This window comes from Pedobacter terrae (assembly GCF_900100705.1).
Classification (GTDB): domain Bacteria; phylum Bacteroidota; class Bacteroidia; order Sphingobacteriales; family Sphingobacteriaceae; genus Pedobacter; species Pedobacter terrae.
In genome coordinates, this window is sequence record NZ_FNCH01000017.1 from 34844 (window position 1) to 55350 (window position 20507).

A 20507-nucleotide genomic window follows, 5' to 3' on the forward strand; every position below is an offset into this window, starting at 1 on the left:
CCTTTTTTTAAAGACGGCAACAAAAATCACCGTTAATAATTGGACTGATTATCATTATAAGCCAATTTTTATTTGATGAAATAATCTTTGCAATATCAACATTAGCCAAGTGAATTCTCCGCGCCTTTTGTGTTTCCGCGGCCGTATTAAATGGCACCTCAAAAAAAAGAGAATAAGCCTCCTTTACATGTTTTAAAACTGAACGCCGATCAGCCACATATTTTCAATATAGTTAATTTTCTGACTGGCGTGATCAAATTCATCCCAACCTGTGGTATGTACGTTTGTTAAATTAGTGGCACCAAATTTTGTGGTATTCTGCAGATAAACATTTTTCCAAACATAAAACTTAAGTCCGATTTTAGCCGAAACACCATAACCAGAAATATTCCAGTGGTTGTTTCTACCTAGGCCAAACAAACGTACATCAGAACGCGGCACCATAATTCCACCGCCTAAACCGGTTTCTAAAGTTAATGAAGTATTTCCACCGGGCGCCACCCAAATATCATCATAACGTTCTACTTCGATATTGGCATAATTAAAACCATCGGTATGCTCATAAGTGAGCATGCTTTCTTTAACATTTACAAGTTGCCCATGATAATCGCCTGCCAATGTGCCAGTAGCCACATTTTCAGGTGTAATATTTGTTCCGATATGTCCGGTAATGGCAACAGTTTGTGGAATATCCATTACATATTTCATGTGGTCCCAGCCAATAGAAATACTGTAATTATCTTTAATGAAATACCCCACACGAATATTATATTGAGGTACTGTAATTAAACCAGGATTTAAGTAGGCCCAGCTTAATTTTGATTGACGATCATGTGCAACTACATCTTTCATGGTAAAATCGTAGTTCGGTCCCTGAAACCTGATATCACTTTTACCGTACCACGAACTGTTATAACCCCAGTGGAAAAAGAAATCGCCTTTACGCGAAAAATTTCTTTTGTGTTCAGGATTGAATAAGCTTTTAGAAGTTGGTGTATTATTGGTTGAAGAGGTTTTAATCTCTTGTGCCTGCATCCGCCTGCCAAACAAGAGTGCTAAAAATAGAATGGTAAATCTTTTCACGCGGCAAATTGAGCAAAAAGACCAATCATTTACAACAGGTTTAACATTTCGTAAGAGTTGTTATACAAAAAATGACTTTAAAACATTAAAACCTGGTATAAACAGCAAGTTGAATAATGTTATTTACCGTATTATTTGAAACACCATGTGTAACTTGGTTCATGTACCCGGCTTCCAGGTCAAACTGCTTTGAAAAACGATAACCCGCAGCAAGGTATAACCTGTTCTGATCAAAGACACTATTATTAATTTTGGCCTTATTCTGAAGATTTAAAAACACCTCGTTCTGTAAAGCCACAAATGCCCCCTTTGTAAACTTTGGCTGAGTTTTTTGCAATGGCTGGATTAACCTTACAAAATAACGGAAACGCTGCGAAAACACATCTTCATCTGTACGTCCGATAAAACGTTGTTCTAACCTAACCCTGTGACTGGCAAATACCGAGCTGATTTTATGATTGTAGATATACTGTTCAAAAATGCGGTGTTCGTGAAGGGTAAGATCGTTGCTTCCCATCACTTCGGTTGTTGTGGTCTGCCACAGATAACCCAGGGCAACATTACTTTTGTTATTAATGAAATATTGAACCGCAGGCCTCACCAAAGTATTCCGCACATAACCCCAATCATCAGCTGAACGAGCCTGAAAATCAAACTGTAATCCCCATTTATCGTTAAATTTGGTGTTATTTAAAAACATAAACCAACCAGAATTTTGATGTTGGGTTTGTGCATATAGCTTTCCAGCGGCCATGATGAGTACCATCACGGCAGATAATAATATTTTTTTCATAATAGATAAACCGGTTTTACCTGTGTGGCGCTAAATTAGCAGAAATATATTAAAGTCGGAAGTCAGGGGTCGGAGGTCAGCGGTTTAATCGCCCAAACTATAGTTCAACTCTGCACTTTTTGCGAAAATCTATGCGTTCTTTGCGGTTAAAAAGTCGGAGGCCAGAGGGTCAGAATTGGATATCTAATCGCCCAAACAATATCTACTTCCCTGTTCTAAAGTGTGCATTAAAAAAGTAAATGCTTTGTGTACTCAGTGCAAAACTCTGCGTACTCGGTGGTTAAAAAAGTCGGAGGTAAGGGGACGGAGGTCAGCGGTTTAACCGCCCAAACTATAGTTCAGCTTTGCATTTTTTGCGAAAATCTATGCGTTCTTTGCGGTTAAAAAGTCGGAGGCCAGAGGGTCAGAATTGGATATCTAATCGCCCAAACAATATCTACTTCCCTGTTCTAAAGTGTGCATTAAAAAAGTAAATGCTTTGTGTACTCAGTGCAAAACTCTGCGTACTCGGTGGTTAAAAAAGTCGGAGGTAAGGGGACGGAGGTCAGAAGTTTGATCGGCTAAGCCATACCTCCAGCTTTGCGTGCTCCGCGAAAACCTTTGCCCACTTTGAGTTAAAAACAAATTTCATTTAATGTTAAACAATTAAAAATATATCTTCGTTAAAGATTTGGACATGAAGGCATTTTCAAAAACCTTAAAACTGTGCTTATTTTAATATTACAAACGTAAAAAAGAACAAAAATGATTATCGAACCTAGAATGAGGGGCTTTATCTGTTTAACTGCACATCCAGATGGTTGCGCACAAAACGTAAAGAATCAAATTGAATATGTAAAATCTAAAGGTGCTATAAACGGTCCTAAAAAAGTATTGGTGATCGGCGCATCAACAGGTTTCGGTTTAGCTTCGCGTATTGCTGCTGCTTACGGCTCCGGTGCTTCTACCATTGGCGTATTTTTTGAAAAAGCACCTTCAGAAGGCAAAACAGCATCTCCAGGCTGGTACAATACCGCAGCTTTTGAAAAAGAAGCCCATGCTGCCGGTTTATATGCAAAAAGTATAAATGGCGATGCATTCTCTAAAGAAATTAAAGAAAAAACCATTGAACTGATCAAAGCTGACCTTGGTCAGGTAGATCTGGTCATCTATAGCCTGGCTTCTCCGGTTAGGAAACACCCTGATACCGAGGTATTGCACCGCTCTACCTTAAAACCTATCGGTGGCACTTACACCAATAAAACTGTCGATTTCCACACCGGTAATGTAAGTGAAATATCCATTGAGCAAGCTACTGAAGAAGATATTGCCAACACCGTTGCTGTAATGGGTGGCGAGGATTGGTCTATGTGGATCGACGCCTTAAAAGCAGAGAATCTGCTTGCTGAAGGCGCAACAACTGTAGCTTATTCATACATAGGCCCAGCTTTAACCGAACCAGTATACCGCAAAGGAACTATTGGAAGAGCTAAAGACGATCTGGAAGCCACTGCTTTTAAAATTGCTGATAAATTAAAAGATATTGATGGCAAAGCTTATGTATCGGTTAACAAAGCACTGGTAACACAGGCCAGTTCTGCCATTCCGGTAATTCCTTTATACATCTCTTTATTATATAAAGTGATGAAAGCAGAAGGTGTTCATGAGGGCACTATCGAGCAGATCCAAAGGTTATATGCTGATCGCTTATATACCGGCAACGCTGTTCCTGTTGATGAGAAAGGAAGAATCAGGATAGACGATTGGGAAATGCGTGAGGATATCCAGACTAAAGTTGCCAAACTTTGGGAAGAAGCTACAACTGAAACCTTGCCTGCAATAGGCGATTTACCAGGCTACAGAGCTGATTTCTTAAGCTTATTTGGCTTTGAAATTGATAAAGTTGATTATCAGAAAGATGCTCAGGAAGTGGTAGAAATTGAAGGCTTAGTAAAGTAACTCATCACGTCATTTCGACTGAAGTGCAACGGAATGGAGAAATCTATTACCTTGCCTGAATAATGCAATCACAATAAACGGCTGGCCTTAAACCGGCCGTTTTCATTACAAATAATATGAATTTCAATTTACAACCTACGTTAGCAAACGATTTAATTACGGTAGTTCCCTTAAAAGAAGAAGATTTTGAAGCCCTTTTTGCAGTAGCTTCCGATCCTTTAATCTGGGAGCAGCACCCCAATAAAGACCGCTATAAAAGAGCGGTTTTCGAAAATTTCTTTAAAGGTGCAATCGAATCTAAGGGTGCTTTTATCGTTTATGAAAATGAAACTAAAAAGATTGTGGGCAGTTCAAGGTATTATGATTTGGATGAAAGTGACTCCTCAGTTACCGTAGGCTACACTTTTATTGCACGTGAGTTTTGGGGCAAGGGACATAATCAGGCCTTAAAAACCTTAATGTTTAATCATGCTTTTCAATTTGTAGATAAAGTGATTTTACATATTGGCACTACTAACTTTCGTTCGCAAAAAGCAATCGACAAATTGGGGGCGGTTAAAATTGCTGAATTAGAGGTTGCCTATTATGGTGAACCATTAAAATGGAATTTTGTGTACCAGATTGATAAAGTAAACTGGAAAAAATTGCATTAAAGTTTAGCTATGGGCACACAGTTGTTATTTATGATAATAGTGAAAAGTTATAGCGGAGTTGATACCCAGTAAGTCTACCGGCAAAAACATCTTGCCATAGTTATTTGTTATTAACCATAATGAAAGAGCGCGTGACCGAATAAAATCGTGTTTATGCTTAAGTATTGTTATCTTTGTATAATTCTCCATTCCACTCATCTTTCAAAAACAAAACAATTAAATAAAATATGGCTAAATCTCAGGCAACATACAGTAAAAAAGAGAACGAAAAAAAACGATTAAAAAAACAAAAAGATAAACAAGAGAAAAAAGAAGAGCGTCAGGCTAATGCCAAAAAAGGTTTAGCACTTGAAGATATGATGGCTTACGTTGATGAAAACGGAAACATCTCTTCTACTCCACCAGATCCGAAGAAAAAGAAAGTTATCAATACAGAAGATATTCAGATCGGTATTTCAAGACAAGAGGACATCATTGATGAAAACCCTGTTAAAAAAGGAACAGTTACTTTCTTCAACGATAGTAAGGGTTACGGTTTTATTAAAAACACTGAAACACAAGACAGTATTTTCGTTCACGCAAACGGTTTAATCACCCAGATTAAAGAAGGTGATAAAGTTACGTTTGAAGTAGAAATGGGTCAAAAAGGACCAACGGCAGTTAAAGTATCAAAGGTTTAACAACCGCCATTCTATTTTTTGCAATTCCCAATTGCAAAACATGATTAAAATTCTGCAGAGAATTCTGCTGCGCTAGGTTTTATAACCATATATAATTCCGTCTATTTAAGCATAAAACCTTGCGCATAATTTTATTCATCTGGTATTCTTCCTAGGAAGTATAAAGTAATTTTGAAGGAATTTAGCTTCAAAAGAACAGGACGTCTAAATTATTCGGGCATTTATTCATCCAAAAATGCATGCTATCTAATTTTTCCTCACCAATCAGGGAATAATTTATCATACTGTAAATAAATCATATAGGACTATTAAAGGGAAAAGTTGTAGCCTTTAACTCCTAATAATCGTTTATGAGTTAAAAAAAATAAAATCTCGGTGTGGAATTTGCATATCGTTTACATCATTACAGTACACACAAAGAAAAATAGATATGAAACCTGCATAAGCAAACAAAAGCTAAATATAAAAAAGCTTATGCAAGCTTCATAACAATTAAAAACACTACAGATTATGAAAAAGTTAATAGCACTAGCACTGGTTGCATTTTTAGGTTTATCGTCAGCGATGGCTCAACAAGTAGATTTGCGCAGAAAAATTAGCGTAAGCGGCACCGCAGAAACAGAAGTTACTCCTGATATCATTTACATCGGCATTTCGCTTAAAGAATACCTGAACGGAAAGAAAAAAGTAGACATCACAGAATTGGAAAAACAATTGTATGCCGCTGTACAAAAAGCAGGTATTGCGAAAGAAAACTTAACCATCAGCAACTTGAGCAGCTGGAATTATGAAACAGAGAAAAAGAAAAACCCCGATTTTTTAGCCAGCAAACAATATCGTTTAAAAGTTAGCGATCTGAACAAATTCAACGCTATACTAGAATCGATAGATGCCAAAGGAATCGCCAATACAAATATCGAAAGCTATGATTATTCTAAAATCGAAAGCTTAAAAAAAGAGCTTAAAGTTAAAGCTTTATTATCGGCAAAAGAGAAAGCAGCATATATGGTAGAAGCACTAGGTGATAAACTAGGAAGTGTGATCGAGATACAAGATGGCGGAGACAATGTAATGCAGCCTGTTTACAGAAATTTTGCGATGAAAGCTGAAATGGCTGATGCTTCTACTGCACCTGAAATTGATTTTAAAAAAATTAAACTGAATTTCACAGTAAATGCCATTTTCGAAATCAAATAAGAATTTTAACAGTAAATTAATGCTTTTCAAACCTACCAGAACATTTTGGTAGGTTTTTTGTTACATAGAGATCGAACACTAAAAAATAGAAATTATGAAAAAATTCATTTACACACTAGCGCTGGTTTTCTCTTTAGGCATTAGTTTTAATTCTGTTCAGGCAGCTGATAAACCTGCGAAAAATCCAACGGAATTAACTGCAGAACAAGCAGTAAAACTGGAAAGAATTAAAACCCGTGTTGAAGAAATCAGAGACATGGACAAATCTAACTTAACGAGAGCAGAACGTAAAGCTTTACGTAGCGAGTTAAGAGAATTAAAAGGTCAGGCCCGTGCAGTTTCTGGAGGTGTTTACCTTTCAGTTGGTGCAATCATCATCATCATTTTATTATTGATCCTGATTTTATAATTGCAAAAAACACATCTATCTATAAAAACAAAAAGCTTTGCAATGTTGCAAAGCTTTTTTTATGCCCGTCTCGCGAAGTTTGCTCATCATTGTGCGGAAGAGAACTTCGCAAGTCTCCACACGGCCTAGCAAACTAACGCAGTTCACTGCACAGGCCCATTGAAACTTCATTAATTTCCCTGATTAATCAATCATATCAAACCCAGTATACTTCACCAAAGCTTCTGGAATTTTAATTCCATTCTCGGTCTGATAGTTTTCTAAAATCGAAGCCACGATACGCGGTAAGGCCAATGCGCTTCCATTTAAAGAGTGCGCAAGCTGTGCCTTCCCTTCTTTTCCTTTAAAGCGTAATTTCAAACGGTTACTTTGGTAGGTTTCGAAGTTTGAAACAGAAGAAACTTCCAACCAGCGCTCCTGGGCGGCACTCCATACTTCCATATCATAAGTCATGGCAGAAGTAAAGCCCATATCGCCACCACATAAACGCAATACGCGATAGTGTAACCCCAATTCTTTCAGTAAAGACTGTACATACTGGCTCATCTCTTCTAAAGTTTCGTAAGATTTATCCGGATGTGTAATCTGAACAACCTCAACCTTATCAAACTGGTGTAAGCGGTTTAAACCACGCACATGGGCTCCATATGAACCTGCTTCCCTCCGGAAACATGGGGTATAAGCGGTATTTTTAATCGGGAGATCTTCTTCCTTAACAATAACATCGCGGTATAAATTGGTTACCGGAACTTCCGCTGTTGGGATTAAATACAAATCATCAACAGTTGAATGATACATCTGTCCTTCTTTATCAGGTAATTGGCCGGTACCAAAACCCGAAGCCGCATTAACCAAATGGGGCACCTGCATTTCTTTATAACCTGCTGCAGTAGCATGATCTAAAAAGAAATTGATCAGGGCACGCTGTAACCTTGCTCCTTTTCCTTTATACACCGGGAAACCGGCACCGGTAATTTTTACCCCCAGCTCAAAATCAATGATATCATATTTAGCAGCAAGCTCCCAATGTGGTAAAGCTTTACTTGGTAATTGAACAGGCTCGCCATGCGTTAAAACAACTTCATTTTCTTCTGCAGTAGACCCCTGTTTTACCAGATGATAAGGCAAATTAGGCAATTGAACAATTAAATTGTGCTGAGCAGTTTCCAGTTCATTCAATTTATCACTCAGGTTTTTGATATTTTCTTTGTGAGAAGCCGTTTGGGCCTTAATGGCTTCAGCTTCTTCTTTTTTACCGGTACGCATTAAATCGCCAATCTGTTTGGCAGCTGCATTAGCCTCAGCAGAAATATTATCCAGGGAAGTTTGGGTAGAACGGCGGTCTTCATCAATTTTAATGATTTCATCTACCAGTTCCGGCTGTTTAAAATTACGGATACTTAAACGTTCTAAAACTTTCTCTCTATTTTCGCGGATATAGTTAACTTGCAGCATTATTTAATTTTTTAGCAAAGATAACAAGAGTTTGGAGTTTGGGGTAAGGAGTTTGGAAAAAACTGCAAACCGTTAACTTTAAACTGAAAACTGAAATATGGATGGCAAACTCTTTCTCGTACCAACGCCCATAGGCAATTTGGAGGATATGACCTTTAGGGCAATCCGTATATTAAAAGAATGCGATCTGATCCTCGCTGAAGACACTCGTACCAGTGCCCCGATGCTCAAACATTTTGGGATTGATAAAAGAGTTTTCTCACACCACCAGCACAATGAGCACAAGGCTACGTCAGAAATTATCAGGTTTTTAAACGAAGGGCAAAAAATTGCCCTGATATCTGATGCCGGAACACCTGCTATTTCCGATCCGGGTTTTTTCCTGGTACGCGAAGCCATTAAAAATGATATTGCTGTAGAATGTCTACCTGGCGCAACAGCTTTTGTACCTGCTTTGGTTAATTCGGGCTTACCTGCTGATGCATTCTGTTTTGAAGGTTTTTTGCCGGTTAAAAAAGGCAGACAAACCAAATTTAAAAAATTGGCTGAAGAAGACCGCACCATTATACTTTACGAAAGTCCGCACCGTTTATTAAAAACTTTAGAAGAGTTTGCACAGTATTTGGGTGCAGACAGGCAGGCGTCAGTAAGTAGAGAGCTCACGAAGATGTTCGAAGAAACTGTTCGCGGAACTTTGGCAGAAATAAAATCACATTTTGAGAACAATACTTTAAAAGGAGAATTTGTAATTTGCATAGCGGGAAAACCGAGTATTAAAAGCAAAAACAAGTATAACGATGCTGAAGAGTAGCATCAAAAACATAACCAACACCACAATTTTAAAATATTATGATGAGTATAGATAGATTTCTAAGTGACGAACAAGACCCAAAAGCGGTTGAAAAAGTTATTGGAAAATTAAACGACCTTTTAACCACAGGTGAAGAACTCTTATATTTAGCTGTACAGAAAAAACCAGCGGTAAATTTGTTACCAGATAGCATCGCGATTTCGAACAAGCGCATTTTTTATTGCGAGCCTGGTAATTTAGGCTTAACGATGAATTTTAAAGATATTTCCTGGAAAAGCATCAAGGAGGTTTCATTTAAAGAAGAATTTTTTGGTTCTAAATTTATTTGTGTTCCTCAACATGGCGAAAATATCGTAACCGAGTTTATTCCGAAAGTACAGGCTCGTAAACTACACCAGGCAGCAAACCAACAATTAGAAGAGTACAAAGAGATGTTACGCCAGCAAAAACTGGAAGAAAACCGGGCAACAGCCTCTCCCATTAATTTACATGAGCAGCCTCTTACTGAAATACCTGCTTACGAACCAGTTTCAGAGCCGGCACAACCAGTTATCCAAATTGCAGAAGTAGTAGAAGAACCGGAAGATGAAACCACTTTAAAATTACGCAAACTTAAAACACTATACGATAAACACCTGATCACCCAGGAAGAATACGAAGCTAAAAAAGCAAATATTTTAGATAGTATGTAGACGAAATCCTTCACCTGAATTTATTTCAGGGTCTTAATTGACTGTTAAAGATGGAAAGAGCGGATGTGTTTATATATTAACCAATTTTAAACATATGGTTTTTTATTTTGGTGTGACATCAGAATTGTAGTTTAGAATTAAAGAATATAAATATCGTCCAATTCGTTTTTCCGCAAGATATAACTGTAATCCGTTGGTGTTTTTTAAACAGTTTGACAGTATTGAAAAAGCGATAATAAGAGAAAAACAGTTAAAGAACTGGAAAAAGGCATCGAAAATAAACTTAATAAATGAATTAAATCCTAATTGGGATGATTTATCCTTAACGTTCGAATAAATGCTTCTCTCCTTGAAATCCTTAAAAGAAAACAGCATTTAAGATGCTGAAATAAATTCAGCACGACGATTTTACAGCTTAGTAATGAAATCTAAACAAACCTACCTTCTCGCCCTCGTAAGTGCATTCTTACTTTGGCTGGCCTGGCCACCAATGCCTTTTACTACACCTTTGTTATTGATCGGTTTGGTGCCTTTGTTTATTGCGCTCGATTCGATTTCAACCAATCCCGAAAAAAAACAGGGCAAAAGAATTTTCCTGACGGCAGGTTTAACTTTTTTAGTTTGGAATACGGGATCGATTTATTGGGTGTATAATGCAATAAGTGCTTATAATGGTGCAGCAGTAGCGCTACCAGTTTCTCTTATCCCTTACGGCTTAGGTGCATTGTTAATGACCTTTGCTTTTTGGTTATACTATAGATTAGGCAAGTATGTAAATAAAAAGATCGCTTATCTGGGCTTGATTTCCTTTTACATTGCTTTAGAATATCTGCAACAAACCTGGGATTTAGCTTTCCCCTGGATGACCTTGGGAAATGGTTTAGCAGGAATGCATCAGCTGGCACAATGGTATGATTATACCGGTATTTATGGTGGTTCGCTTTGGATTTTAGGGAGTAATATCCTGGCTTTTGAAGCTTATCAAAAATTTAAATCACAAAAGGGTTATTTAAGGTTTAGAACAGCAGGGATCTGGGCTTTGGTAGTCATTATTCCCATCAGCATTTCATTAACCAAATACTTTACGGCAGAACAAAAGGGCACACCAAGTAATGTGGTGGTGGTTCAACCCAATATTGATCCTTACCAAAAACTGGAGAATATTCCACCAGCCGAACAGATCAGGATATTGACTCACTTATCAGATTCCATTGGACAAACCAATACCGAGTATTTTATCTGGCCTGAAACTGCCATTCCAAATTACGCAGATGAAGATAGGATCAGAAGCAACAATGATTTCATCACGCTGCAAAGCTTTTTATCAAAATACAAAAACGGAACATTGATTACAGGTATAGAAAGCATTAAAATTTATCAGGATAAAAGAACAATAACCTCAAAACTTGATAATCAGCGAGGTATTTATTTTGATAATTTTAACACCGCCATGCAGGTAGAAAATTCTGCCAATGTTCAGTTTTACCATAAATCCAAATTGGTTCCCGGGGTAGAAAAAATGCCTTTTCCAAAAGTATTTTCGTTTTTAGATGGTGTTTTTGCTCAATTAGGCGGAACCGTTGGCGGATGGGGCTGGCAAGATAAGCCAAGTGTACTGTATGCTCAAAGCGGTATCGGGGTTGCTCCTGTGGTTTGTTATGAAAGCTTGTGGGGCGATTGGATTGGTGAACAGGTTAAAGAGGGAGCACAATTTATTGCGATTATCACAAACGATGGCTGGTGGGGAAATACTTCAGGGAAAGACCAGCATATGATGTATGCTAAACTGAGAGCCATTGAAACCCGTCGCGATGTAGCGCGCTCGGCTAATACCGGGATATCCTGCTTCATCAATCAACGCGGCGATGTCACACAAAAAACCAAATGGTGGACCAGAACTGCATTAAAGGCCAATATCAATCTGAATGATGAGATTACCTTTTATGTAAAAAGTGGAGATATTATTGCAAAATTATTAAGCATTACTGCCATTCTTTTAGCTTTGATTATTCCTTTTAGAAAATGGATCAGGAAACAAAACCATGCTTAAACAACAATACGATTTCGTTTTATCTTCCAGAAATACCCTTTTAACCTATATCGAATCTGTTTCAAAGGAGGATTTCTTAACCGATAACAGTTCATTCGGCAGAGGCTCTATCAAAAATTTGTTGGTTCATATTTGCCAAACCTATTGTGCATGGATTGGCGAAAGGGCCTTAGGCATTGAACAGATTTTTTTACCTTTAGAAACTTACCAGACCTTCCAAGAATGCCAAACCTATTTTAACCAGGTGGATGAATATATTGGCTTATTTACCGAAAAATTTAAAGGAAATGAGCTGCATGAAATGGAATTGGATAGAAACGGCTCAATTTTAACCGTAAATCCATTACAGTTATTTACTCATGTTATTACCCACGAGTTTCATCACAAGGGGCAAATCATGTCATTAAGCAGGCATTTAGGCTATACACCGGTTGATGCCGATATTATCAGATAAAATCATGCAAAAAATAAAAAATCTCCGCTGGTCGGTATTGCTCTTATTATTAACCCTAAATTTTGGCTGCGATCAGATCTCTAAAAGAATTGTGCGTACCGAAATCAGTGATTATGAACATATCAGCATTATAAAAGATCGTTTCACTTTAACAAAAGTAGAAAACAGTGGTGCATTTTTAAGTCTGGGCGATAACATGCCCTATATTTTCAGGCTCATTATTTTAACGGGTTTACCCTTATTATTTTTGGTTTACGGGCTATATTTTCTATTTGCCAAACGTAATTTAACCATGACAATGCAAATTGCGCTGTGTTTTCTGATTGGTGGTGGTATTGGCAATTTATATGACCGGATTGTACATGGATCGGTTACCGATTTTATGCATATGGATTTTTACTTCTTTCAAACAGGTGTTTTTAACTTCGCCGATATTTCAATTATGATCGGTGTAGGTACATTGCTGTTACAATCAATCAGAAGTAATCAGTTAAAACAGGATATAAATTAGGGAAAAAGGCTAGACCCGATAAGACTAATTAAGACTACAAAATGATAGCCGTAAAAATACAAAATCATATTTTTATGACTATATTTAACTATGCAATACTTAATTACGATCTAACTAAAAACCTAAACAATGAAAAACTTATTAAAAAAAGCTGCTTTGATTGCCATGCTATCAACAGTTATCCTCTCGTGTACCAAAAAAAATGATATCCCTGCTGAAGCGGAAATTCAAACTAATCAAAATCAAAAAGTGCTGGCTTATATTAAAAATCTCGGGTTTACAGATGCGCAGATCGTAGATAACGGCGATAATTATGTAGTTGATGGAGATATTGTATTTAGTAAAAAAATGGAAGTTCCGGCTGATTATGGAAAAGCGATTACAGAACAATATTATAACGGTTATATCGTAACCAACAGCACAAACATCCGCGTAAAAATTGATCCTTCGATAACCAGCATGACCAGCGAAATCAATTCTGCAATTAACCAATGGAATACGGTACCCAATTCTAAGCTAAAATTTGTAATCACAACCGGAACGGTATATGATATCCTGATTAAAGTGGATAATACAATTGGAAGTTCTACCTGTGGACAAGCATATCTGTCAACATCAAATGGTAAAGCTGGTAATACCGTTTGGATCAACCAGGCCCTTATCCAAAATAATTCTTTTGCGCAGCGTACCAGAACCATTACCCATGAGTTTGGTCATACCATTTCATTTAAGCATACGAACCAATCTACCACAACCAATGTTCCTGGCGTTGGAGGAACAGATGCACAATCGTTAATGAATGGCGGGCAATGCGGAAGTGGTGCTACTGTTTTATCTACTAAAGATAAACAAGCTACTGCAGTATTGTATCCTTTATAATTTAAAAATCAGATAAATAACCTAAAAAGATCGTAATGAAAGAGGAGCTGTTCTGTGAAACAGCTCCTCTTTTTTTTAAAGTGCTTATTAAAAAAGATTGGGAAATAATTTTTAGAACAAGGATTTCTTAACAAAGAATTGGCAGCTTTACACAAACATATTTTTATCTTTAGGTGTTAAACAATCTAAAAATAAGATCCGATCATGAAAAGAAATGCAACAGCCGTATGGCAAGGTTCTATCAAAGAAGGTAGTGGTAATATTACTACACAAAGCACTACTTTAAATAACACTCAATATTCTTTCAACACTCGCTTTGCAGATGGTGTGGGTACAAATCCAGAGGAATTAATTGCTGCTGCACATGCGGGTTGTTTTACCATGAAATTATCTGCTAACTTAACTGAGGCAGGATTTACAGCTGATAAACTGGAAACTAAATGTGAAATTAACCTTGATCCATCAAAAGGTGAAATTGTAGAATCGCATTTAACTTTAACAGCTTCTGTACCTGATTTAACACAGGAAAAATTTGATGAACTGGTAGCAGATGCAGAAAAAAACTGCCCGATCTCTAAATTATTGAATACAAGCATTACCGTTGATGCTACTTTAGCTTAATAAATTTTAAACCTCACAGGTTTTAAAAACCTGTGAGGTTTATAGCTGCTGTTAAACAAGTTAACTAACGACTAAACTAATCAAAAAAACTTTCGAACCTCCAACATTACAATTTTAGAAACAACCTAAGCCATATATTTTCCTACAATTGGCATCCTTCTTCCCATACCAAAAGCCTTAGGCGATACCCTTAAAATAGGTGGTGTTTGGTAACGTTTAAACTCGGCTATATTGACCATCTTTAAAATTCGCAATACTAATGCTTCATCAAAACCCTGCGAAATAATGGCTTTTGAGCCTTGTTTTTTTTCGATGTGCTGGTATAATATTTTATCGAGGATTTCATATTCAGGCAAAGAATCTGAATCTTTCTGATCAGGTCTCAATTCTGCCGAAGGTGGTTTAACAATCGTATTAATGGGTATGATCTCGCATTCCTTATTAATGTACTTGGCCAGCTCAAAAACCTGCATTTTATATACATCACCGATAACGCCAATTGCACCGCACATATCGCCATAAAGCGTACCATAGCCTACCGCACATTCGCTTTTGTTAGAGGTATTTAATAAAATATAGCCAAATTTATTACTCATCGCCATGTTTATGATGCCGCGAATCCGAGCCTGGATATTTTCTTCTGTCAGGTTAAAAGGCAAACCTTTAAAAGCGGGTGCCAGCATATGATCAAAAGCCTCGGTAACGTCTTTAATTGGCACAATTTCGTGCATGCAACCAATATTATTAACCAGATCTAAAGCATCTTGTACAGAATGGTCGGATGAAAATTTAGATGGCATTAAAACAGCCATTACATTCTCTGCACCTAATGCGCGGCAGGCCAGTGCACAAACCACAGCCGAATCAATTCCGCCAGACAGGCCTAAAACAGCTTTACTAAAACCAGATTTCTTAAAATAATCTTTTATCCCTAAAACCAGCGCATCATGAATTTGTTCAATATCCGTTAATCTTTCCGATTGTGGATGTTTATTCCGCACATTTTCAACCTCTTCCAGATCAAATACCTGAAGATCTTCTTCAAAATATTTCATTTCCGCTTTCATGGTTCCATCAGCGTCGAAGACCAAAGAACCGCCATCAAAAATAATCTCAGTCTGCGCACCAACCTGGTTTACATAAAATACAGGCAGGTGATATTTTTTTGCATTATCAGCCAATACTTTTATACGTTCATCATCATGGGTATAAGAGAAAGGTGATGCTGCAATATTAATCATTACATCGGGCTGCTCTTTAATCAGCTCGTCCATTGGATTTGAAACATATAATGGATTATCATTAATATTCCAAAGGTCTTCGCAAATGGTTAAAGCAATTTTTTTACCCTTAAAATCAATACAGTTAAATTGTGTGGCAGGTTCGAAATAGCGATATTCATCAAACACATCGTAGGTTGGCAATAAGGCTTTTTTAACAATTGCCTTAATTTTTCCTTCCTCCATAAAATAAGCGGCATTATACAGGTCTTTTCCCTGTAATACTTCATTTTTAATCGGCAAGCCAACAATGCAGGCAATATCCGTACAGTGCTTTGCTATTTCCTGAGCTGCGCCTTCGCACAAGGCTATAAACTCATCAAATTCCAGAAAATCTCTTGGGGGATAACCACAGATAGCTAATTCTGCAAAAACAACCAGATCAGCTCCTTTGTCTTTCGCCAATTGAATATTTTCGGTTATTTTTTTAGTGTTGGCCTCAAAGTTCCCGATGTGGTAATTAAGTTGTGCTAAAGCTATTTTCATGTTTAATGTATCAAGTAGTGAGTATCAAGTATCAAGACAGCTATCCAGATTAAAAGAATACGCCGAAATTAAGCGCTAAATAATGACTCCTAACATCTCTGGCTTTATCTGTTACAATATTAGTAAAACCATTATTAAAAGTTAAACCGGCAACAATACTGGTATTGCCAGAAATATCAAATTCCCCGCCTCCACCAATAATTAACCCGGCACGGTAAAGTTTGATGTGGTCAGATACGTTTAAATTATCGCCAACAACTGTCCCGCCTGTAACTGCATCTTGTTTTGCGCTAATGTTGATTGAATTAGACAAGCCGAACTGGCCATACCAACGTTTTCCATCAGTTTTTACAGTTTTTAATTTAATGGTTAAAGGCAGGTCTATGTATTGTAATTTATATTTTAAATCGTAAGCTTTAGGTGCAGAACCGGGTGCATAATAAGGTAAAACATTGGCCTCTGTACTTTTACCATTAATAGAAGTAATGGTCAGCGCTGTAGAAAAACTATAATTTGGCGCAAAATTAAAATCACCAATTAATCCATAAGAAAAGCCCAAACCTATTCCGTTTGTTTTTCCCTGCTCGGGTTTAATCCAACCAAATGTTGGGGTAGCAGTTAAACCTAACCTGAACCCGTAACTGGTTAAAGGTGAATTTTGCGCCCAGGCGCCAAAACTTAAAACAGATAAAATTAAAATGGTTGATATTCTTTTCATGCTATAGGTGTTTATATATATTTGTGATACATGATGTATAACGTAAAACACTGGCAAATTTATCTAATTTTTCTTTTTGCCATCACATTTATTTCCTGCAGACATCGCAACCGTCCAGATGTAAGCAATATACAGGTAAACATCAAAGTTGAAAGATTTGATCAGGAGCTCTTTAATGGAAAAAACAAAGATGTGATTGATATAGATAAACAACTTGCTTTAAAATATGGCGTGTTTTATGATGATTTTATCCATCGGATTTTAGACAGTAAATATTCCAACACCGAATCATTGACTAATTTATACCACGATCAGGCCTACATCGATTTAAGCAAGGAAGTTGATAGTGTTTTTCCAAATTTAAAAGCACAGGAAGAGGGTTTAAACGAGACTTTTAAATACATTAAATATTATTACCCAAAGGCAAAGATTCCAAAATTCATTTCCTTTACCTCAGGTTTTGCTTACCAGATGCCAGTAGGCGATAACTATCTGGGAATTGGTTTAGACATGTTTCTGGGCAAAGACAGCAAATTTTACCGGGCTATTGTGCAAAGTGTGCCGTTATATCTTTCCAGGAGATTTACACCAGAATATATTGTGCCCCGTGTAACTGAAACCTATGCACATGAAGAGCTTTTCGCAGAGCCTGATGATAATAGAACTTTGTTAGCTAAAATGATTTTTCAGGGAAAGATTTTATACTTTCTTGACCAGGTTTTGCCCGAAAATGTAGGCGATTCTACCAAAATCGGATATACCCAACAGCAGTTAGACTGGGCACAAAACTTTGAAGGGGATATTTGGGCATATTTTTTAGAGAACAATTATCTGTATGAAACCGACTATCAAAAAATCCAGGTATTTTTATCTGAAGGGCCTTTTACGCCAGGTTTAGGCGAAAATAGAGATTCGGCACCAAAATTGGGCGTATGGATGGGGTGGCAGATCGTTAAAAAATATATGAAAACGAATCCTGATATTACTTTGCAACAGTTAATGGCAGATCATGATGCGCAGAAAATTTTAGATCAATCGAAGTATAAACCGAAACAACAGAAGTAGTTTTCAGTTAGCAATATCAGTTAACCGATTAAACAGTTCGAACAATTAACCCATAAAAAATGAAAGTTGGCATTGTATTATCAGGCGGAGGTATTAGGGGGATAGCGCATTTAGGCGTTTTAAAGGCCTTTAGTAATTTAGGCATTACCTTTAGTCATATTAGCGGAACAAGTGCAGGAGCCATTGCCGGAGCCTTTTTTGCGGCAGGTATAGATCCGGAAGAAGGGTTAAGTATTTTCCTTAAAACAAAACTTTGGCGTTTTGTACGTCCGGCAGTGGGTTCGCTGGGCTTAATTAATATTGAAAATACTGCTTTAATTTTAAAAGAATATTTCCCTGAAGATTCAATTGATAAGCTAAAAATACCTTTAACCATTGCTGCTGTAAATTTTAGCGAAGGCCGGTTGGTTTACTTTACAAAAGGACCACTAATCAGGGCTATTCATGCCTCAAGTTGTATCCCTGGCATTTTTAAACCCATTATGATCGATGGTCAGATGTATGTGGATGGCGGCATTTTAAATAATTTTCCGGTTGAACCTTTAATGGACGACTGCGATTTTATTATAGGCTCATCCTGTAACCACCTTAAACCAGTTGATAAAATAACAGGTATCACCAATCTAATGGGCCGTGCAGGTATCATGTCTATCAATCATGATATGGAGAGAAAAGCGAGATTTTGCAATGTATTGATCGAACCTAAAGGTTTAGGGGCCATTAGTACATTCGACATGAAACGGGCAGAAGACATTTACTGGCTGGCACACGAAGAAGCCCTAATTACCATTAAAAACAGTCCAACCATTTCTGAATTAATTACAAAATAAGAAATTGATTTTCCTAATATTTTTTTTCTAAAAAGTCTATCGTCCCCCGTTTGTAACGGGAATGAGGAGAATTGCGATTTTATCGCGAACAATAACTATACTACAGAGAATTTAATTTTTTAAGGCCACCAAACGTTCGCCTTCCAATACCGGAATTGTTTTGCACAGATTTAGCTGTAAACAAAAAACAACATCATCTTCTATATTTAACTGAGCCAGGCGATGGCTATGCGATGATTTGTAAAGGTATTTCCTCAGATCTCCTTTAGCCAAGCCATATAAATCTTCGGCAGCCACACTAGAATCATCAAAATGTTCAAAATTCTGGCGAAGATTGCCGACCACCGCACCTGCAAAAAGCGTATCTTCTAAATTGAATTGATCTTTCCAGCCTGCACAAAGTAAAAGCACATTTCTATCCTGGCTTTTCAAATAATGACAAAGAGAATCTAAGTTCAAGAATGATCCTATCACTACCTGATAGGCCCTTTTCTGTGCCAAATGCAAAGCCTTAGTACCGTTTGTAGTGGTTAGAACAACCGTTTTTCCATTTACTTTTTCTCGCGTATAAGAGAATGGCGAATTACCGAAATCATAACCTGCTACAACTTCTCCATTTCGTTCTGCGGCCAATAAAAATCCGCTGTCGCGATAGTTTAAACAATCTTCAACCTGGGCTACCGGAATAATTGCTTCAGCACCATTATCTATCCCATAGGTAATAGAAGAAGTAGCCCTTAAAATATCGATCACTACCACAATGCTCTGCTCAATATCGTATAAATCGATCAAGGCTGGCGTTAAACAAACTTCTATTTTTTTTGACATTTGACGAGATTATTTATTAATTATTTCTTTTACCTTTTCTTCCAGAAGTTTTTGATCAGGTAAATAGAGTTGATATTTGGAGACGAATATTTTATTAGAAAGTCCTCCTGTAGCATATTTAACCAAAAATTCATTTTTATCTGCAGCAATAATAATCCCGATCGGGTCATTATCACCTTCAACATTTTCTTCTTCCTTAAAATAGTTAAGGTAAAAATTCATTTGCCCAATATCCTGATGCTTAACCTTTTTTGTCTTCAGGTCGATAAGTACGAAACATTTTAATATTCTGTGATAAAATACAATATCAACAAACATGTGCTCGTTATCTACTGTTATTTTAAACTGCCTGGCAACAAATGAAAAACCTTTACCAAGCTCCAGCAAAAATTTCTGTAAATTATCAATAAGTTTTTTTTCTAGTCCAGATTCTTTAATGATACCTCCCACCGGGATGTTTAAGAATTCGAACACATAGGGGTCTCGTACCAAATCGTCAGTACTATTGAGTATATGTCCTTTTTTAGCCAAAGTAAGTACACCGCTTTTATCTTTACTGAGCGCAAGCCTTTGAAATAAAGCTGAATCAATCTGGCGTTTCATCTCCCTAAAACTCCAATTTTCTTTTATGGCCTGGGTTTCATAGAAATTTCTGGCGAGTTCATCAGAAACCGTTAGAAGTTCTGCATAATGACTCCAGCTTAGTAAAACGCCAGACGGTGTTTGGCGTTTTGAGAATTCGCCAGACGGTGTCTGGCGAATTAAATCTTCATCTGCTAAGGGTTGAAATTTGGGATAGTTTATATAGAACAACCGCATAAGCTGCAAACTTGACCGGCTAAATCCTTTGCCAAATTTCAACTTCAAATCTGCAGAAAGCGTTACCAACAATTCTTTACCGTACTCGGCTCTCTGTTTGCCGTGTTGTTCAAAATCAACAATATATCTTCCAATTTTCCAATTGGCAATAATTAGTTCAAAATTAATTGCTTTTATCGCATTCTGCCTCGCCGTTTTTAAAGTTGATCCAATTTGGTAAAGCAGCTCATTATATTTATTTTCTTCCAGTTCCAT

At 37.1% G+C, this 20507-nt stretch carries 21 protein-coding genes; 14 read left to right on the forward strand and 7 right to left on the reverse strand.

The genetic code is table 11. From position 1 onward, the window contains the following. Positions 1–192: 192 nt before the first annotated feature. Together BLR60_RS18530 and BLR60_RS18535 are read right to left on the reverse strand one after the other, a co-directional pair. Positions 193–1083, reverse strand: coding sequence for a hypothetical protein (locus BLR60_RS18530; protein ID WP_244155699.1), 891 nt, complete (start codon positions 1081–1083; stop codon positions 193–195). A gap of 85 nt (positions 1084–1168) precedes the next feature. Then, positions 1169–1876, reverse strand: a complete 708-nt coding sequence (locus BLR60_RS18535) for a DUF2490 domain-containing protein (protein ID WP_090502541.1) — start codon at positions 1874–1876, stop codon at positions 1169–1171. A 744-nt stretch (positions 1877–2620) separates the two neighbouring features. Between BLR60_RS18535 and fabV the strand changes: the two genes are divergently transcribed. The 5 genes from fabV to BLR60_RS18560 all read left to right on the forward strand — a co-directional run bounded on the left by fabV (position 2621) and on the right by BLR60_RS18560 (position 6753). Further along, complete coding sequence (fabV, locus tag BLR60_RS18540) at positions 2621–3814, forward strand: enoyl-ACP reductase FabV (protein WP_090502545.1); 1194 nt, start codon at positions 2621–2623, stop codon at positions 3812–3814. 116 nt (positions 3815–3930) lie between these two features. Next, on the forward strand, positions 3931–4467 hold the full coding sequence (locus BLR60_RS18545) for a GNAT family N-acetyltransferase (RefSeq protein WP_090502547.1): 537 nt from the start codon (positions 3931–3933) through the stop codon (positions 4465–4467). A gap of 227 nt (positions 4468–4694) precedes the next feature. Then, positions 4695–5147, forward strand: coding sequence for a cold-shock protein (locus BLR60_RS18550; protein WP_029277369.1), 453 nt, complete (start codon positions 4695–4697; stop codon positions 5145–5147). 510 nt (positions 5148–5657) lie between these two features. Beyond that, entirely contained in the window at positions 5658–6344 is a 687-nt protein-coding gene (locus BLR60_RS18555) for an SIMPL domain-containing protein (protein WP_090502549.1), read from the forward strand. A gap of 94 nt (positions 6345–6438) precedes the next feature. Beyond that, positions 6439–6753, forward strand: coding sequence for a hypothetical protein (locus BLR60_RS18560; RefSeq protein WP_090502551.1), 315 nt, complete (start codon positions 6439–6441; stop codon positions 6751–6753). Between the two features lie 183 nt (positions 6754–6936). On the opposite strand, the gene serS is transcribed toward BLR60_RS18560, so the two are convergent. Then, the gene (gene serS / locus BLR60_RS18565; protein ID WP_090502553.1) at positions 6937–8208 is read right to left on the reverse strand and encodes a serine--tRNA ligase; all 1272 of its coding nucleotides are present in this window, start codon (positions 8206–8208) and stop codon (positions 6937–6939) included. 97 nt (positions 8209–8305) lie between these two features. On the opposite strand from serS, the gene rsmI reads away from it, so the two are divergent. From rsmI to BLR60_RS18605, 7 genes are all read left to right on the forward strand, one after another. Next, the gene (rsmI, locus tag BLR60_RS18570) at positions 8306–9019 is read left to right on the forward strand and encodes a 16S rRNA (cytidine(1402)-2'-O)-methyltransferase (protein ID WP_090502554.1); all 714 of its coding nucleotides are present in this window, start codon (positions 8306–8308) and stop codon (positions 9017–9019) included. A 38-nt stretch (positions 9020–9057) separates the two neighbouring features. Then, entirely contained in the window at positions 9058–9711 is a 654-nt protein-coding gene (locus BLR60_RS18575) for a PH domain-containing protein (protein WP_090502556.1), read from the forward strand. A 421-nt stretch (positions 9712–10132) separates the two neighbouring features. Next, positions 10133–11761, forward strand: a complete 1629-nt coding sequence (gene lnt, locus BLR60_RS18585; RefSeq protein WP_090502558.1) for an apolipoprotein N-acyltransferase — start codon at positions 10133–10135, stop codon at positions 11759–11761. After that, the gene (locus BLR60_RS18590; RefSeq protein WP_090502561.1) at positions 11754–12215 is read left to right on the forward strand and encodes a DinB family protein; all 462 of its coding nucleotides are present in this window, start codon (positions 11754–11756) and stop codon (positions 12213–12215) included. The genes lnt and BLR60_RS18590 overlap by 8 nt, the downstream gene beginning before the upstream one ends. A gap of 4 nt (positions 12216–12219) precedes the next feature. Beyond that, positions 12220–12726: a signal peptidase II gene (gene lspA / locus BLR60_RS18595; protein ID WP_090502685.1), complete on the forward strand. Its 507-nt coding sequence runs from the start codon at positions 12220–12222 to the stop codon at positions 12724–12726. A 129-nt stretch (positions 12727–12855) separates the two neighbouring features. Beyond that, complete coding sequence (locus BLR60_RS18600) at positions 12856–13605, forward strand: M57 family metalloprotease (RefSeq protein ID WP_090502563.1); 750 nt, start codon at positions 12856–12858, stop codon at positions 13603–13605. Positions 13606–13809: 204 nt separating this feature from the next. After that, on the forward strand, positions 13810–14226 hold the full coding sequence (locus tag BLR60_RS18605; protein WP_090502565.1) for an OsmC family protein: 417 nt from the start codon (positions 13810–13812) through the stop codon (positions 14224–14226). A 125-nt stretch (positions 14227–14351) separates the two neighbouring features. On the opposite strand, the gene BLR60_RS18610 is transcribed toward BLR60_RS18605, so the two are convergent. Both BLR60_RS18610 and BLR60_RS18615 read right to left on the reverse strand, forming a co-directional pair. Beyond that, positions 14352–15992 carry an NAD+ synthase gene (locus tag BLR60_RS18610; protein ID WP_090502567.1) on the reverse strand — a complete coding sequence of 547 codons (1641 nt, stop codon included), beginning with the start codon at positions 15990–15992 and terminating at the stop codon, positions 14352–14354. A gap of 49 nt (positions 15993–16041) precedes the next feature. Then, complete coding sequence (locus BLR60_RS18615; protein WP_090502570.1) at positions 16042–16710, reverse strand: porin family protein; 669 nt, start codon at positions 16708–16710, stop codon at positions 16042–16044. 30 nt (positions 16711–16740) lie between these two features. Between BLR60_RS18615 and gldB the strand changes: the two genes are divergently transcribed. Together gldB and BLR60_RS18625 are read left to right on the forward strand one after the other, a co-directional pair. Further along, positions 16741–17775 (forward strand): gliding motility lipoprotein GldB, encoded by a 1035-nt coding sequence (gene gldB, locus BLR60_RS18620; protein ID WP_090502571.1) that lies wholly within the window; start codon positions 16741–16743, stop codon positions 17773–17775. Positions 17776–17834: 59 nt separating this feature from the next. Continuing rightward, positions 17835–18605: a patatin-like phospholipase family protein gene (locus BLR60_RS18625; RefSeq protein WP_090502573.1), complete on the forward strand. Its 771-nt coding sequence runs from the start codon at positions 17835–17837 to the stop codon at positions 18603–18605. Between the two features lie 111 nt (positions 18606–18716). Here BLR60_RS18625 and BLR60_RS18630 read toward each other — a convergent pair whose 3' ends face one another. Next, positions 18717–19433 (reverse strand): 2-phosphosulfolactate phosphatase, encoded by a 717-nt coding sequence (locus tag BLR60_RS18630; RefSeq protein WP_090502575.1) that lies wholly within the window; start codon positions 19431–19433, stop codon positions 18717–18719. Between the two features lie 9 nt (positions 19434–19442). Beyond that, a complete protein-coding gene (locus BLR60_RS18635) occupies positions 19443–20507 on the reverse strand; it encodes a PDDEXK nuclease domain-containing protein (RefSeq protein ID WP_090502577.1) in 1065 nt (354 codons plus the stop codon).